This is a genomic window from Pseudomonas entomophila (assembly GCF_018417595.1).
Lineage (GTDB): Bacteria > Pseudomonadota > Gammaproteobacteria > Pseudomonadales > Pseudomonadaceae > Aquipseudomonas > Aquipseudomonas entomophila_C.
Genome location: NZ_CP070982.1, coordinates 3,373,637 through 3,387,673 on the forward strand (window position 1 = coordinate 3,373,637; position 14,037 = coordinate 3,387,673).

A 14,037-nucleotide genomic window follows, 5' to 3' on the forward strand; every position below is an offset into this window, starting at 1 on the left:
ACGCGACGGGAGAAACGGGCGCCAGGTGAACCACCTGGATGCCGCCGGGCAGAGGCGATGCGTCAGCGGCCAATATCTTCATTCCACAGCTGTGGCTTTTCCTCGATGAACTGCTGCATCAAGGTCCGGCAAGTGTGGTCGTGGCGAACGTCGAGCTCCACGCCTCGGCTCTTGAGCAGTTGCTCCTCGCCCAGAAATGTTTCGTTCTCGCCGATGACCACGCGCTTGATGCCGTAGAGCAGGATCGCGCCACTGCACATGGCGCAGGGCGACAAGGTGGTGTAGAGGGTCGCCTCCTGGTAGACCCTGGCCGGCTGGCGCCCGGCGTTTTCCAGGGCGTCCATCTCGCCGTGGAGGATGGCACTGCCGTTCTGCACCCGGCGGTTATGCCCCCGGCCGATGATCTTGCCGCCGTGCACCAGCACCGAGCCGATGGGGATCCCCCCTTCTTCCAGCCCCTTGCGCGCTTCGTCGATGGCCGCCTGCATGAATGCGGAGGTGTCCTGTTCCATGGTGTCGCCCCGTAATGCGTTGGATGAGCAGCAGCCTAGCACAGCGTCGGAATGCCATGGCACCTTGGCAATCGACGGCTATGCTCAATAGGCTTTCCCCTGCCGGTTAATGATTCTCACTGGGTTCAATGGGCATGCGAACATGAACAAGAAGATCCTGATCGTGCTGACCAATACCGCCAAGTACCCCAACATCAAACGCGCCACAGGCCTGTGGCTGGGTGAAGCCGTGCATTTCGTCGACCCCGTGCAGCAAGCTGGCTTCACGGTCGACTATGTCAGCCCCGCAGGCGGCTACGTACCGATCGATCCGCACAGCCTGCAAATGGCCCCAGATCTGGACTGGCAGTGGTACGACGACAAGGCCTTCATGAAGCGCCTGGGCGCCACCCTCAGCCCCGGAGAGGTCAAGGCCGAGCAGTACAGCGCCATCTACTACACCGGTGGTCATGGCGTGATGTGGGACTTCCCCGATAACCAGCCGCTGCAGGACCTGGCGCGGCGCATTCACGAACGTGGCGGGGTTGTGGCATCTGTCTGCCACGGTGCCGTGGGACTGCTGAATGTGAAACTCAGCGACAACACCCTGTTGCTCAAAGGTCGGGCGGTGACCGGTTTCTCCAATATCGAAGAGAAACTGGCAGAGCTGGACAAGGAGGTGCCTTTTTTTACCGAGAACGAACTAGCCGCACGGGGTGGTGAGTACCAGAAAGCGGAAGACCCGTGGGCACCCTTCGTGGTTGAAGACAAAGGCCTGATCACCGGGCAGAACCCGGCGTCCACTGCGGGCGTGGCCCAGGCGACGCTCAAGTTCCTGGCCAAAGCAAAGATTGGCTGAAAAGCATCACGGGGCAAGTCGCATCGGCGCACCGATGCGACTTGCCCCGTGATGGATAGCGTTGAGTCGATTACTCGACGTTCAGCACGCCACGGCGCACCTGGTCACGCTCGATCGATTCGAACAACGCCTTGAAGTTGCCCTCGCCAAAGCCATCGTCGCCTTTGCGCTGGATGAACTCGAAGAACACCGGCCCCAGCAGGGTTTCCGAGAAGATCTGCAGCAGCAGGCGCTTGTCGCCCGCCTCGGACGCGCCATCCAGCAGGATCCCGCGGCTCTTGAGCTGGTCGACCGGCTCGCCATGGCCCGGCAGGCGCTCCTCGAGCATCTCGTAGTAGGTTTGTGGCGGCGGGGTCATGAAGCGCATGCCGAAGCCCTTGAGCGCGTCCCAGGTCTTGAGCAGGTCGTCGGTGAGGAAGGCCACGTGCTGGATGCCTTCGCCATTGAACTGCATCAGGAACTCTTCGATCTGCCCCGCGCCCTTGGACGACTCTTCGTTGAGTGGAATGCGGATCATGCCATCTGGCGCGGTCATGGCCTTGGAGGTCAGGCCGGTGTACTCGCCCTTGATGTCGAAGTAGCGGATCTCGCGGAAGTTGAACAGCTTCTCGTAGAAGCCGGCCCAGTAGGCCATCCGCCCGCGATAGACGTTGTGGGTGAGGTGGTCGATGATCTTCAGGCCGGCACCGACCGGGTTGCGGTCGACGCCTTCGATGAACTTGAAGTCGATGTCGTAGATCGAGCTACCTTCTTCATAGCGGTCGATCAGGTACAGCGGCGCGCCACCGATACCTTTGATCGCCGGCAGGCGCAGCTCCATCGGGCCGGTTTCGATTTCCACCGGCTGGGCGCCCAGCTCAAGGGCGCGAGCGTAGGCTTCGTGGGCGTTGCGCACGCGGAAGGCCATGCCACACACCGACGGGCCGTGCTCGGCGGCGAAGTACGAGGCGATGCCGGGTTCGTTGTTGAGAATCAGGTTGATGCCACCCTGGCGATACAGGTGCACATCCTTGGAGCGGTGGGTCGCCACCTTGGTGAAACCGAGCATCTGGAACACAGGTTCCAGCACGCCTGGGGTCGGCGAGGCGAGCTCGATGAATTCGAAGCCTTCCAGGCCCATCGGGTTGTCGAAAATATCTGCCATTTCTATGTCCTCATCTGCAGCGAAATACGATTGATCAGTTGCTTTCGATGTAGAACTGGCGTGGTGGTGAGCAGGGTATCCCGCGCACGCTGCGGGCGAGGAAGTCACCAATGATCAGCTTGAACCCATGGTATGTCATATGGACCCATTCTCGGCGGGTTTGATTCCCCGGGGGCGGAGAACCTTATTCTTGTATTCGTAACCGGATTCTATAGTGCGTAAATCGGTTTGTCGCGCTTTAGTTCGCAGGGCCGCTCGACAAACGGCTATCCTCTGCATAAATCACGTTCCCCCGAAGGTCCCCCGCGCATGCCCCTGACCCCCAAACGCCCTGCCCGCTGGAGCTGGCGTATGTTGCTCCCCTGGTGCGTGGGCGTGCTGCCGCTGCTGTGCGGGCTGGCGGTGATGCGCTGGCAGACCGAGCGCGAGCTGCAGGCCAGCAGCGCGGCAACCGCCCGCGAGGTGGTGAAACACCTCGAGACCGTGCTCGACAGCCTCTCCATCGCCGCCCGTCACCTGCTGCCAAAGGCCGGCCAACCCTGCCAGGACGTGCAACTGGCGTTACGCATCGAAGTGACGCGCAACGCTTTCGTGCGCTCCACCAACCTGTTCGAACGCGACACCTTGTATTGCTCCTCCTTGTTTGGCGATTTCGACGAGCCCGTGGACGCCAGTGACTACACCGGTGGGCAACTGTGGCTGATGGACGGCAACTCGGTCACACCTGGCCAGCCGCTGCTGGTCTACCGCATCAACGAGGGTGACCGCGGCGCCATCACCACGGTGGATGGCAATCACCTGCTCACCGCCTTGCGCCTGATCGGCGAGGACGAAGAACTGCAGGTGCAGGTGGGCAACCATTGGTTGGGCCGGGACGGCTTGGTGCGCAACGGCACCCCGCCCGTCGCCGCCAGTGCGGCGGTCACCTTCTCCTCGACCCGCTACCCGATCAGTGTGCACGGTGGCTATGGCCCGACCAAGCCGGGCGAATTGATGCGCTCGCGCTACCCGGCCCTGCTCAGCCTGTTGCTGGTGCTGGGGATTCTGGCCGGCGCCACCTGCCGCTGGCAGATCCGCCGCGCCTCCTCGCCCCGCGCCGAACTGCACCGGGCGCTGGAGGCCGGCGAGTTCCTGCCCTACTTCCAGCCGGTGGTGCGCAAGGGCGACTATCACTGGGCCGGCGTCGAAGTGCTGATGCGCTGGCAGCATCCGCGCGAAGGCCTGGTGCGCCCCGACCTGTTCATCCCCTACGCCGAGCACAGCGGGCAGATCGTCGCCATGACCCGCAGCCTGATGCTCAACACCGCGCAGGCGCTGGCCCCACACGCCGAGCTGCTGGAGGACGGGTTCCACATCGGCATCAACATCACCGCCGACCATTGCCGCGACCTGGGCCTGCTCGACGACTGCCAGACCTTCCTCCAGCATTTCCCGCCCGGGCGCGTGGTGCTGACCCTGGAACTGACCGAGCGCAAGCTGATCGAGCCGACACCGGTCACCCTGGAACTGTTCGAAAAGCTTCACGCGATGGGGGTGATGATTGCCCTGGACGACTTCGGCACCGGCCAGTCCAGCCTCAACTACCTGCGCCAGTTCAAGGTCGACTACCTGAAGATCGACCAGAGCTTCGTCGCCATGATCGGTGGCGATGCGCTTTCCCAGCATATCCTCGACACCATCATCGAACTGTCCGCCAAGCTGGGGCTGGGCATCGTCGCCGAAGGGGTCGAGACCGACGTCCAGCGCGAATACCTGGCCCGCCACGGCGTGGACTTCCAGCAGGGCTACCTGTTCGCCCGGCCAATGCCGATCGCCGAGCTGCTCCTGGCCCTGGCCGCGCGCCCCGGCAGCCCACGGTTGCCGCAAGGCGCAGCCCCTGAGATCATGCACGGCTGATCCCACCGCTCACTTCCCGTTTTCGAGGCATTCGTGTCAAAAGGCATTGTTTCGTCGGTCATGGCGTCCTGTCTGTTCGCCGTGATGTACTTCTATACCTCCTTCCTCAAGCCGCTGGATGGCGAGGAAATCTTCGGCTGGCGAACCCTGCTGACCCTGCCCTGCCTCACCCTGTTCATGCTCATCTCCAAAGACTGGAAGCGCGTCGGCGAGCTGCTGGGGCGTGTCCGACGCACGCCGCTCCTGCTGCTGGGCATGGTCGGCACCTCCTGGCTGATGGGCGTGCAGTTGTGGCTGTTCCTCTGGGCGCCGTTGCACGGGCGCAGCCTGGAAGTCTCGATGGGCTATTTCCTGCTGCCGCTGGCCATGGTCCTGACCGGGCGGCTGGTGTATGGCGAGCGCCTGTCACGCCTGCAGAAGGTGGCGGTGAGCTGCGCGGCCCTGGGCGTGGGCCACGAGCTGTACCAGCACGGCAGCTTCGCCTGGGAGACGCTGCTGGTGATGATCGGCTACCCGATCTATTTCGTCCTGCGCCGCCGCTGCCGCACCGACCACCTGGGTGGCCTGTGGTGCGACATGTGCCTGCTGCTGCCCTGGGCCCTGTACTTCGTGATCCAGGGCCCGCTGTCGGCGGCCGACCTTGCCGAACACCCCGGCCTGTACGGGCTGATCCCGCTGCTCGGGGCGATCAGTGCCTGCGCCCTGATCGCCTACGTGCTGGCCAGCCGCCTGTTGCCGTTCAGCCTGTTCGGCCTGCTCAGCTACGTCGAGCCGGTGCTGCTGGTGGGCGTCGCCCTGCTGCTGGGCGAGACCATCGGCCCGGACCAGTGGCTCACCTACCTGCCGATCTGGGCCGCCGTGCTGGTGCTGGTGCTCGAAGGTTTCAAGCACCTGCTGCGCCAGCGTCGGCGCTCGGTGTAAGGCGCACCTGGCGCACCCGCCGCTCCTCCACCGCGACCACGGTCAGGGTCCAGCCGTTCCAGGCCAGCCGATCGCCGACCACCGGCAAGCGATCCAGCAAGCTCATCACCAGGCCCGCGAGGGTCTGGTAATCCTCGGTGGCGCGGGCGGCGAAGCCGGTACGCGCCTGGATCTGGGCCAGGTTGAGGGCGCCACTGACCACGAAGCCGCCCTCCTCCTCGACCACCCCTGGCCCCTCGACCTCGCTGGCGTCCGGCAGTTCGCCGGCAATCGACTCGAGGATGTCGGTCATGGTCAGCACACCGGTGAAGTCACCGAACTCGTTGACCACGAAAGCGATGTGCGTGGACTGCCCGCGCATCTGCTCCAGGGCGTTGAGGATACTGAAGCTCTCCAGCAGGTTGAGCGGCGCCCGCGCCAGGCTTTCCAGGTCCGGCTGGCTGCCGGCCAGCAGCTCCCTGAGCAGCTCCTTCTTGTGCACGAAGCCCAGCGGCTCTTCGACCCGACCGTCGCGAATCAGCGGCAGGCGCGAGTACGACGAGTTGACAAGCACCTGAGTAATGGCCTCGGCGGACTGCGACAGGTCGATCATGTCGACCTTGGCGCGCACGGTCATCAGCGTACGGATCGGCCGCTCGGCCAGGTTCAGCACACCGCTGATCATCACCCGCTCGCGGCGGTCGAAGACCACCTGCTCATCGCCGCCCTCAACCAGATCGGCGATTTCCTCGCCCAGCTCGTCGGCCTCCACCCGCCGCCCGCCCATCAGGCGCAACACGGCATGGGCGGTGCGCTCACGCAGCGGCCGGTGTTGCTGCAGGCTGCGCTTGCGACGGGCACGGGCCAGCTGGTTGAACAACTCGATCAGCAGCGAGAAACCAATGGCCGCGTACAGGTAGCCTTTCGGGATATGGAAGCCCAGGCCCTCGGCGGTCAGGCTGAAGCCGATCATCATCAGGAAGCCCAGGCACAGCATGATCACTGTCGGGTGGGCGTTGACGAAGCGGGTCAGCGGCTTGCTGGCGACGATCATGATGCCGATGGAGAAGATCACCGCGATCATCATCACCGACAGCTGCTCGACCATGCCCACCGCGGTGATCACCGCGTCCAGCGAGAAGACGGCGTCGAGCACCACGATCTGCGCCACGATCGGCCAGAACGCGGCATGACGCGTCACGCCACCGGACTGGGCGACATGCCCTTCCAGGCGCTCGTGCAGCTCCATGGTGGCCTTGAACAACAGGAACACACCACCGAACAGCATGATCAGGTCACGGCCGGAGAAGGTCTTGCCGAAGATTTCGATCAATGGCGCGGTCAGGGTGACCATCCACGAGATGCTGGCCAGCAGGCCCAGGCGCATGATCAGTGCCAGCGACAGGCCGATCACCCGCGCGCGGTCGCGCTGATGCGGCGGCAGCTTGTCAGCCAGGATGGCAATGAACACCAGGTTGTCGATACCCAGCACCAGCTCGAGGACGATCAGCGTCAACAGGCCCAGCCAGGCCGTGGGGTCGGCTAGCCATTCCATCAGCAGGTACTCACAGGGGATGCGTCACGGGGACGCCGGAAGGTTGGCCGGGACGGCCGGGGACTGGGGGGCTCCGCGAAGGTGCTCATATAGACCTTGTTCGAAAAATGGGATGTCGATCCTACAATCGAAGCAGATTTTTCTGATAGCGCGAAACTATTACAAAAGCTGTAACAGATGAGCCAGGGCAGTTTTGTTCAATACGCTGCCTGCCGGCACCGTCGATTATCGCGGCGTCCTCATCACAGCAAGGTTCACTGCCCATGAGCTTGTCATTGTCCATGGCCGCCTTCGCCCTGGCGGCCTCCCTCTCTCCCGGCCCGGTCAATATCGTCGCCCTTGGCAGCGGTGCCCGGCATGGCCTGCGCGCCAGCCTGGGGCACGCCGCCGGCGCCACCCTCGGTTTCTGCCTGCTGCTGGTGCTGAGCGGCCTTGGTGTGCACGAACTGCTGGTGCGCTGGCCGCTGCTGGGGCGGTTGCTGCACGGGGGTGGCGTGCTGTTCCTGCTGTACCTGGCGTGGAAACTGGCCAGCGATGACGGCCGCCTGCCGGGCGACCGCGCGCAGCGCCCACCCACGGCCTGGCACGGCGCGGCCATGCAGTGGCTGAGCCCGAAGGCGTGGCTGGCGGCGGTGGCTGGGGTCGGTGCCTATACCGCAGGTGAACAGCAGCTGCTGTGGTTGTTCACCTGGATCTACGGGCCGATCTGCTTCGTCTCGATAGCCAGTTGGGCTTGGGCTGGCAGTGTGATTCGCCAGTATCTGGGTGAGCCGCAGCGGCTGCGCCTGTTCAATCGGGCACTGGCGGCGCTGCTGGTGGCGAGTGCGGGGTACCTGCTGCTGGGATGACCGGCCCGTTCGCCGGCAAACCGCTGTTCATGGGCCAAACCCTACGTGAGCTCTGTAGGAGCGGCTTCAGCCGCGATCACCCGCGAAGCAGGTGCCCGGCACCGTGTTGGCTTCATCGCGGCTGAAGCCGCTCCTACAGAAAGCCCTGTTCCCTGCGTGACAGCTCATCCTCCTGGCAGACCGAGGATGCTCCCGCGTCAAATCACCGCTACAATGCCCGCCTTACCGTGACAGCCCGACCTATAACGACATGTCCCTTCCAAAGAACCACCTGGAACTGCTCAGCCCTGCCCGTGACGTGAGCATCGCCCGCGAGGCGATCCTGCACGGCGCTGACGCCATCTACATCGGCGGCCCGAGCTTCGGCGCGCGCCACAACGCCTGCAACGAAGTCAGCGATATCGCCGAGCTGGTGGAGTTCGCCCGCCGCTACCACGCGCGCGTGTTCACCACCATCAACACCATCCTCCACGACAACGAGCTGGAGCCCGCGCGCAAGCTGATCCACCAGCTGTACGACGCCGGGGTCGACGCGCTGATCGTCCAGGACCTGGGGGTGATGGAGCTGGATATCCCGCCCATCGAGCTGCACGCCAGCACCCAGACCGACATCCGCACCCTGGAGCGGGCCAGGTTCCTCGACCAGGCCGGCTTTTCGCAGCTGGTGCTGGCCCGTGAGCTGAACCTGCAGCAGATCCGCGCCATCGCCGCCGAGACCGACGCGGCCATCGAGTTCTTCATCCATGGCGCGCTGTGCGTGGCCTTCTCCGGCCAGTGCAACATCTCCCACGCCCAGACCGGGCGCAGCGCCAACCGCGGCGACTGCTCCCAGGCCTGCCGCCTGCCGTACACCCTCAAGGACGACCAGGGCCGCGTGGTGGCCTTCGAGAAGCACCTGCTGTCGATGAAAGACAACAACCAGACCGCCAACTTGCGCGACCTGGTCGATGCCGGCGTGCGCTCGTTCAAGATCGAGGGCCGCTACAAGGATGTGGGCTATGTGAAGAACATCACCGCCCACTACCGCAAGGAACTCGATGCGATTCTCGAAGACCGCCCGGCTTTGGCCCGTGCCTCCAGCGGGCGCACCGAGCACTTCTTCGTGCCGGACCCGGACAAGACCTTCCACCGCGGCAGCACCGACTACTTCGTCAGTGATCGCAAGATCGACATCGGCGCCTTCGACTCCCCCACTTTCACCGGCCTGCCGGTGGGCGTGGTCGAGAAAGTCGGCAAGCGCGACCTGCTGGTGGCCACCGACGTGCCGCTGACCAATGGCGACGGCCTCAATGTGCTGGTCAAGCGCGAAGTGGTCGGTTTCCGCGCCAACATCGCCGAGCTCAAGAGCGAGTCCGAGGAAGACGGCCAGAAGCGCTACCGCTACCGCGTCGAGCCCAACGAGATGCCCGAGGGGCTGCACAAGCTGCGACCCAACCACCCGTTGTCGCGCAACCTCGACCATAACTGGCAGCAAGCCCTGCAGCGTACCTCCGCCGAGCGTCGCGTGGGTGTCGAGTGGCATGCGGTGCTGCGCGAGCAGCGCCTGATGCTCACCCTCAGCAGCGAAGAGGGGGTCAGCGTGCAAGTGGCCCTCGACGGGCCGTTCGGTGCCGCCAACAAGCCGCAGCAGGCCCTGGACCAACTGCACGACCTGCTCGGCCAGCTGGGCACCACGATGTACCACGCCACGGCCATCGAGCTCGACGCGCCACAGGCCTACTTCATCCCCAACTCGCAGCTCAAGGCATTGCGCCGCGAAGCCATCGAGGCGCTGACCGAGGCGCGGGTCAAGGCGCACCCGCGTGGCGGGCGCAAGGCCGAGACCACGCCGCCGCCGGTGTACCCCGAGTCGCACCTGTCGTTCCTGGCCAACGTCTACAACCAGAAAGCCCGCGACTTCTACCACCGCCACGGCGTGCAGTTGATCGACGCGGCCTACGAGGCCCACGAAGAACACGGCGAAGTGCCGGTGATGATCACCAAGCACTGCCTGCGCTTCTCCTTCAACCTGTGCCCCAAGCAGGCCAAGGGCGTCACCGGCGTGCGCACCAAGGTCGCGCCGATGCAGCTGATCCAGGGCGACGAGGTACTCACGCTGAAGTTCGACTGCAAGCCCTGCGAGATGCATGTGATCGGCAAGATGAAGGGCCATATCATCGACCTGCCCCCTCCCGGCAGCGCGGCGGTGGCACAGGTGGTCGGGCATATCAGCCCGGAAGACCTGCTCAAGACCATCCCCCGCGCACCGCACTGAGCGCTCCCCCCTGTAGAAGCCGGCTTGCCGGCGAACACCGGCACAAACGGTGCCAGATATCGCGTTGCCTGGTTCGCCGGCAAAGCCAGCTTCTACAGACGCAAGTAATTAAAAATGGCTCATATGAGCTAATTTCGCCTCATATGTTATAGTCCACGATCTTTCGTCAGCCTTCGCCCGCCATCGGCACCTGCGGGCGATCATCGACTCGAGGCCATTCATGCGTAGATCCCTCCAAGAAGAACGCCTGCTCAAGGCGCTGGCCCATGCCATCGTGATCCAGCCGCGCGCCACCCTGAAAGAGCTGGCGGAAACCGCCGGCGTCAGCAAGGCCACCCTGCACCGCTTCTGCGGTACCCGTGAAAACCTGGTGAACCTGCTCGAAGACCACGGCGAGCAGGTGCTCAACCTGGTCATCCAGGAAGCCGACCTGGAGCGCGCCGAACCCCTGGACGCCTTGCGCCACCTGATCGCCGAACACCTCAAGCACCGCGAGATGCTGGTGTTCCTGATGTTCCAGTACCGCCCCGACACGCTGCTCGGCAACGCTGAGGACCGCCGTTGGGAGGCTTACACCCAAGCCATGGATGCGTTCTTCCTGCGCGCCCAGCAGATGGGCGTGCTGCGTATCGACATCAGCGCGGCGGTCTTCACCGAGATGTTCATGACCATGATCTACGGCATGGTCGACGCCGAGCGCCGCGGGCGCGCGGCCAGCGCCAACACCGCCCAGGCGCTGGAGCAACTGTTCCTCAACGGGGCGCGCACGCCGGCCTGAACCTCAGGCCAGCTGTGCCACGATCGCCTCGGCCAGCGCCCGCACCCGCCGTGGCTGCACCCGGGTCGGCGGGTAGACGATCTGCAGCGCCACCTCGCCCGCGCCATAGGCGGCCAGCACTTCCAGCAACCGGCCGCTGTCCAGGTCGGCCTGCACATCGCGGACCGATTTCAGGCACAGGCCATGCCCGGCCAACGCCCAGCGGCGTACCTGCTCGCCATTGTTGGCCACCCGCCGCCCGCTGACCCGCACGGGGTACGCTTTGCCCTCCAGGCGAAATGGCCAGGTGCGCTCGGCATGAATGCCGAAGCGCATGACGATGCAGTCGTGGCCCGCCAGCTCATCGGGATGGGCCGGAATGCCATGGCGTTGCAGGTACTGCGGCGCGGCACACACCACCCTGCGGTTGTCCCCCAGCGCCCGTGCGCGCAGCGAACTGTCGGCCAGGGTGCCGTAGCGAATGGCGAAATCGATGCCCTGCCCCACCAGGTCGACGTAGCCGTCGGTAAGGTCGAGGTCGATGGCCACCTGCGGATGGTCCGCCAGGAAGCGGTCAAGGATCGGCGCGATGACGTTCTGCCCCAGGTCGACCGGCGCGCTCAGGCGGATCAACCCGGAGATGTTCTCGCTGCCATGCCGGATACGCCCCTCCAGTTCGTCGGCCTCCGCCAGCAGGCGCCGCGCGCCATCGGCCAATATGCGGCCCTCGTCGGTGAGGTTGAGCGAACGCGTGGTACGGGTGAGCAGCGCCACCCCGTAATGGGCCTCCAGGGCTGCCAGCCGTTCGGACACCGTCGCCGGCGACAGCCCCCGCTCACGGCCTGCGGCCGACAGGCTGCCTTTCTCGATGATGGCCAGGAACAGCGCCAGGTTATCCAGCATGGTTTTCGATTTTTCCGAAATATGAATTTGACTATCGCCTGATTATTGGTGATTTCTCCACTAATTACACTGGCGCCTCCCCTAACCTCACCCTCGGGAGACCATCGATGACCAGCAGAAGAGACTTCGTCAAAGGCACCCTCGTCGGCGGCATCGCCGCCGCGGCCGCAGGCACGGTGCTGACCAGCGGCGCCGCCACGCCACCGCGCAACAGCCCCGCCCCGGCGGGCGGTGGCGGGGCGTTCTGGCCCAACGGCGCGCAACTGGTGATCTCGATCTCGTTGCAGTTCGAGTCGGGCAGCCAGCCCGCCCACGCCGAAAGCCCGTTCCCGCCACTGGACGCACGCTACCCGGACACCATTGCCCCCAGCTGGTACCGCTATGGCCCGCTGGAAGGCGTGCCGCGCCTGCTCGACCTGTTCGACCGGCATGGCATCAAGGTCACCTCGCACATGGTCGGCAAGGCCGTCGAAGCCTACCCGGAGCTTGCCGCCGAGGTGGTGCGTCGCGGCCACGAAGCCGCGGCCCATGGCTTGTACTGGGCACCGCAATACAGCCTGACGCCCGCCGAGGAACGCCGCCACTACGAACAGGCGGCGGCCATCGTCGAACGGGTGACCGGCCAGCGCCCGGTGGGCTTCAACGCGTTCTGGATGCGCCATTCCCGGGACACCCTGAACATCCTCCAGGACCTGGGTTTCCTCTACCACATCGACGACCTGTCGCGGGACGAACCGTCGATCACCCCGGTGCGCGGCAAACCCTTCGTCGTGGTGCCCTACACCCTGCGCAACAACGATATCGGCCGCATCGCCGGTTCCACCGCGATGACCGGCGCCGCCCTGCTGCAAGAGCTCAAGGATGAGTTCGACGTACTGTATGCCGAAGGCCGCCAACGGCGCCGGCTGATGTCGCTGTCGGCCCACGACCGCATTGGCGGCACGCCGACCGTGGCCCACGCCCTCGACCAGTTCATCGCCTATGCCAAGGCCCACCCCGGCGTGGCGTTCCTGCGCAAGGACGAGATCGCCCGCTGGACCCTGGCCCAGGGCGATGCGCCGCTGAACCCGGCCAGGGTCTTCGACTGATTGAACTCAGCGGGCGGCCAGTCCGGCCTGTTGCAGGAAGGTCAGGTTGTCTTCCAGGTGCCAGTCCTCGGCAATGCGGCCATCGGCGATGCGATAGATGTCCATCGCGATGAAGTCGATGGCCTCGCCCTGCCCCTGGCGCTCGCCCAGCTTGCCGGTGAAATGCCCGGTAAAGCGCAGGGCCGCGGTGACCCGGTCACCGGCCACGATCATCTGCAGCACCTCGCAGCGCAGGTCCGGCACTGCGGCGCGGAAGGCCTTCGAGGCTTTCAGCGGGCCTTCGACCCCCTGCGGCCGTCCTGCCGGCAGGGTGTTGTCGCGAAAATCCGCGGCCAGCGCGGCGCGGGCCATGGCTTCGTCGCCGGTGTTCCAGAACGTGTCGTAGCGCCGGGCGGCGAGGATCTGTTGTTCGAGCTGGGCCTTGGGCAGGCTGTGGTCGACCACCAACACGGCTGGCGCGACCAGTTCGCCGGCACTGGCCAGGTTCGCGGCAGCTGCCAGCAGCAGAGGAGTCAACCAGCGGCCGGCACGCAACCCCGAAACGTTGGATTCGGTATTCATGTTCATTTCCTTGAAGTGTCGTCAGAGAAGGCATGGCGCGGCCGCAAACCATGCAGACAAGCCTATCCAGTCGGCGCCAAGCCCTCAAGAAGGCACTTTTCACTCACCTGGTCACCCTGGAGTAACCCCGCATGGCCCACTACCGGGAATGCCCCGCCTACGACGTATACGCCCTCGCCTGCCCCGCGCGGTTGGTGCTCGACCGCCTGGCGGACAAATGGGCGCTGCTGCTGATCGACCGCCTCAGCGCCGGTGAACGCATCCGCTTCAACCAACTGCGCCGGGACCTGGCCGGGATCTCGCAGAAAATGCTGGCGCAAACCCTGAAGCGCCTCGAACGCGACGGGCTGATCGAGCGTGAAGTGCATCCCACCGTGCCGCCCACCGTCGAGTACGCACTGACCGAACTGGGCGCGACCCTGGGCGACACGGTCGAGCGCCTGGCACGCTGGGCGGAGTCGAACATGCCGGCGATACAGCTGGCCCAGCAGCAATACGACCGCCAGGCTGCGCGCCACCTCGATTGACTCGCCCGCGCATAAATGCTCAGATGCGCCCCTTGTTTCAGGTGTCCCTGGCCGCCGTGCCAGGGGTTAAACGGGAAGCCGGTGCCTCGTTCAACGCGAGAAGTCCGGCGCTGCCCCCGCAACGGTAAGCGAGCAAGGCATTCGACAGACCACTGTGCCAGCGGCATGGGAAGGTGAATGCCCGCCCCTCTCGCAAGCCCGGAGACCGGCCTGCAACCTCTGTTTGGCAACTCCCGCGGTGGGCGGGCGCGTGC

The 14,037-nt window shown here is 65.1% G+C and carries 13 protein-coding genes and 1 riboswitch; of the genes, 8 read left to right on the forward strand and 5 right to left on the reverse strand.

The window, feature by feature from the left end:
* Positions 1–62: 62 nt before the first annotated feature.
* Positions 63–512: a nucleoside deaminase gene (locus tag JYG34_RS14695; protein ID WP_213657132.1), complete on the reverse strand. Its 450-nt coding sequence runs from the start codon at positions 510–512 to the stop codon at positions 63–65.
* Between the two features lie 142 nt (positions 513–654).
* On the opposite strand from JYG34_RS14695, the gene JYG34_RS14700 reads away from it, so the two are divergent.
* Positions 655–1,350 carry a type 1 glutamine amidotransferase domain-containing protein gene (locus tag JYG34_RS14700; RefSeq protein WP_213657133.1) on the forward strand — a complete coding sequence of 232 codons (696 nt, stop codon included), beginning with the start codon at positions 655–657 and terminating at the stop codon, positions 1,348–1,350.
* A gap of 70 nt (positions 1,351–1,420) precedes the next feature.
* Here the strand turns inward: JYG34_RS14700 and hppD are convergent, their stop codons facing one another.
* Positions 1,421–2,494, reverse strand: coding sequence for a 4-hydroxyphenylpyruvate dioxygenase (hppD, locus tag JYG34_RS14705; protein ID WP_213657134.1), 1,074 nt, complete (start codon positions 2,492–2,494; stop codon positions 1,421–1,423).
* Between the two features lie 309 nt (positions 2,495–2,803).
* On the opposite strand from hppD, the gene JYG34_RS14710 reads away from it, so the two are divergent.
* Both JYG34_RS14710 and rarD read left to right on the forward strand, forming a co-directional pair.
* Positions 2,804–4,390 carry an EAL domain-containing protein gene (locus JYG34_RS14710; protein WP_213657135.1) on the forward strand — a complete coding sequence of 529 codons (1,587 nt, stop codon included), beginning with the start codon at positions 2,804–2,806 and terminating at the stop codon, positions 4,388–4,390.
* A 33-nt stretch (positions 4,391–4,423) separates the two neighbouring features.
* Positions 4,424–5,311, forward strand: a complete 888-nt coding sequence (gene rarD / locus JYG34_RS14715) for an EamA family transporter RarD (protein ID WP_213657136.1) — start codon at positions 4,424–4,426, stop codon at positions 5,309–5,311.
* Here rarD and JYG34_RS14720 read toward each other — a convergent pair.
* Complete coding sequence (locus tag JYG34_RS14720; protein WP_213657137.1) at positions 5,274–6,845, reverse strand: TerC family protein; 1,572 nt, start codon at positions 6,843–6,845, stop codon at positions 5,274–5,276. The genes rarD and JYG34_RS14720 overlap by 38 nt on opposite strands.
* Before the next feature lie 263 nt (positions 6,846–7,108).
* Here JYG34_RS14720 and JYG34_RS14725 point away from each other — a divergent pair, with 263 nt between their 5' ends.
* From JYG34_RS14725 to JYG34_RS14735, 3 genes are all read left to right on the forward strand, one after another.
* Positions 7,109–7,693 (forward strand): LysE family translocator, encoded by a 585-nt coding sequence (locus JYG34_RS14725; RefSeq protein WP_213657138.1) that lies wholly within the window; start codon positions 7,109–7,111, stop codon positions 7,691–7,693.
* 250 nt (positions 7,694–7,943) lie between these two features.
* Positions 7,944–9,947, forward strand: coding sequence for a peptidase U32 family protein (locus JYG34_RS14730; RefSeq protein ID WP_213657139.1), 2,004 nt, complete (start codon positions 7,944–7,946; stop codon positions 9,945–9,947).
* Positions 9,948–10,167: 220 nt separating this feature from the next.
* Positions 10,168–10,725: a TetR/AcrR family transcriptional regulator gene (locus JYG34_RS14735; RefSeq protein WP_213657140.1), complete on the forward strand. Its 558-nt coding sequence runs from the start codon at positions 10,168–10,170 to the stop codon at positions 10,723–10,725.
* Between the two features lie 3 nt (positions 10,726–10,728).
* Here the strand turns inward: JYG34_RS14735 and JYG34_RS14740 are convergent, their stop codons facing one another.
* Positions 10,729–11,607: a LysR family transcriptional regulator gene (locus JYG34_RS14740; protein ID WP_213657141.1), complete on the reverse strand. Its 879-nt coding sequence runs from the start codon at positions 11,605–11,607 to the stop codon at positions 10,729–10,731.
* Between the two features lie 107 nt (positions 11,608–11,714).
* Between JYG34_RS14740 and JYG34_RS14745 the strand changes: the two genes are divergently transcribed.
* Positions 11,715–12,695 (forward strand): polysaccharide deacetylase family protein, encoded by a 981-nt coding sequence (locus tag JYG34_RS14745; RefSeq protein ID WP_213657142.1) that lies wholly within the window; start codon positions 11,715–11,717, stop codon positions 12,693–12,695.
* 6 nt (positions 12,696–12,701) lie between these two features.
* Here JYG34_RS14745 and JYG34_RS14750 read toward each other — a convergent pair whose 3' ends face one another.
* Positions 12,702–13,256, reverse strand: coding sequence for an ester cyclase (locus tag JYG34_RS14750; RefSeq protein WP_213657143.1), 555 nt, complete (start codon positions 13,254–13,256; stop codon positions 12,702–12,704).
* A gap of 131 nt (positions 13,257–13,387) precedes the next feature.
* Between JYG34_RS14750 and JYG34_RS14755 the strand changes: the two genes are divergently transcribed.
* On the forward strand, positions 13,388–13,783 hold the full coding sequence (locus tag JYG34_RS14755; RefSeq protein ID WP_213657144.1) for a winged helix-turn-helix transcriptional regulator: 396 nt from the start codon (positions 13,388–13,390) through the stop codon (positions 13,781–13,783).
* 22 nt (positions 13,784–13,805) lie between these two features.
* A riboswitch (cobalamin riboswitch) is annotated at positions 13,806–14,011 on the forward strand.
* Positions 14,012–14,037 lie beyond the last annotated feature (26 nt).

Bases quoted from the DNA above. Each gene is read 5' to 3' on its own strand.
- JYG34_RS14725 (WP_213657138.1), top strand. From the start codon at position 7,109: ATGAGCTTGTCATTGTCCATGGCCGCCTTCGCCCTGGCGGCCTCCCTC.
- JYG34_RS14730 (WP_213657139.1), top strand. From the start codon at position 7,944: ATGTCCCTTCCAAAGAACCACCTGGAACTGCTCAGCCCTGCCCGTGAC.
- JYG34_RS14735 (WP_213657140.1), top strand. From the start codon at position 10,168: ATGCGTAGATCCCTCCAAGAAGAACGCCTGCTCAAGGCGCTGGCCCAT.
- JYG34_RS14750 (WP_213657143.1), bottom strand. From the start codon at position 13,256: ATGAATACCGAATCCAACGTTTCGGGGTTGCGTGCCGGCCGCTGGTTG.
- JYG34_RS14755 (WP_213657144.1), top strand. From the start codon at position 13,388: ATGGCCCACTACCGGGAATGCCCCGCCTACGACGTATACGCCCTCGCC.
- JYG34_RS14740 (WP_213657141.1), bottom strand. From the start codon at position 11,607: ATGCTGGATAACCTGGCGCTGTTCCTGGCCATCATCGAGAAAGGCAGC.
- JYG34_RS14745 (WP_213657142.1), top strand. From the start codon at position 11,715: ATGACCAGCAGAAGAGACTTCGTCAAAGGCACCCTCGTCGGCGGCATC.
- hppD (WP_213657134.1), bottom strand. From the start codon at position 2,494: ATGGCAGATATTTTCGACAACCCGATGGGCCTGGAAGGCTTCGAATTC.
- JYG34_RS14695 (WP_213657132.1), bottom strand. From the start codon at position 512: ATGGAACAGGACACCTCCGCATTCATGCAGGCGGCCATCGACGAAGCG.
- JYG34_RS14720 (WP_213657137.1), bottom strand. From the start codon at position 6,845: ATGGAATGGCTAGCCGACCCCACGGCCTGGCTGGGCCTGTTGACGCTG.
- JYG34_RS14710 (WP_213657135.1), top strand. From the start codon at position 2,804: ATGCCCCTGACCCCCAAACGCCCTGCCCGCTGGAGCTGGCGTATGTTG.
- JYG34_RS14700 (WP_213657133.1), top strand. From the start codon at position 655: ATGAACAAGAAGATCCTGATCGTGCTGACCAATACCGCCAAGTACCCC.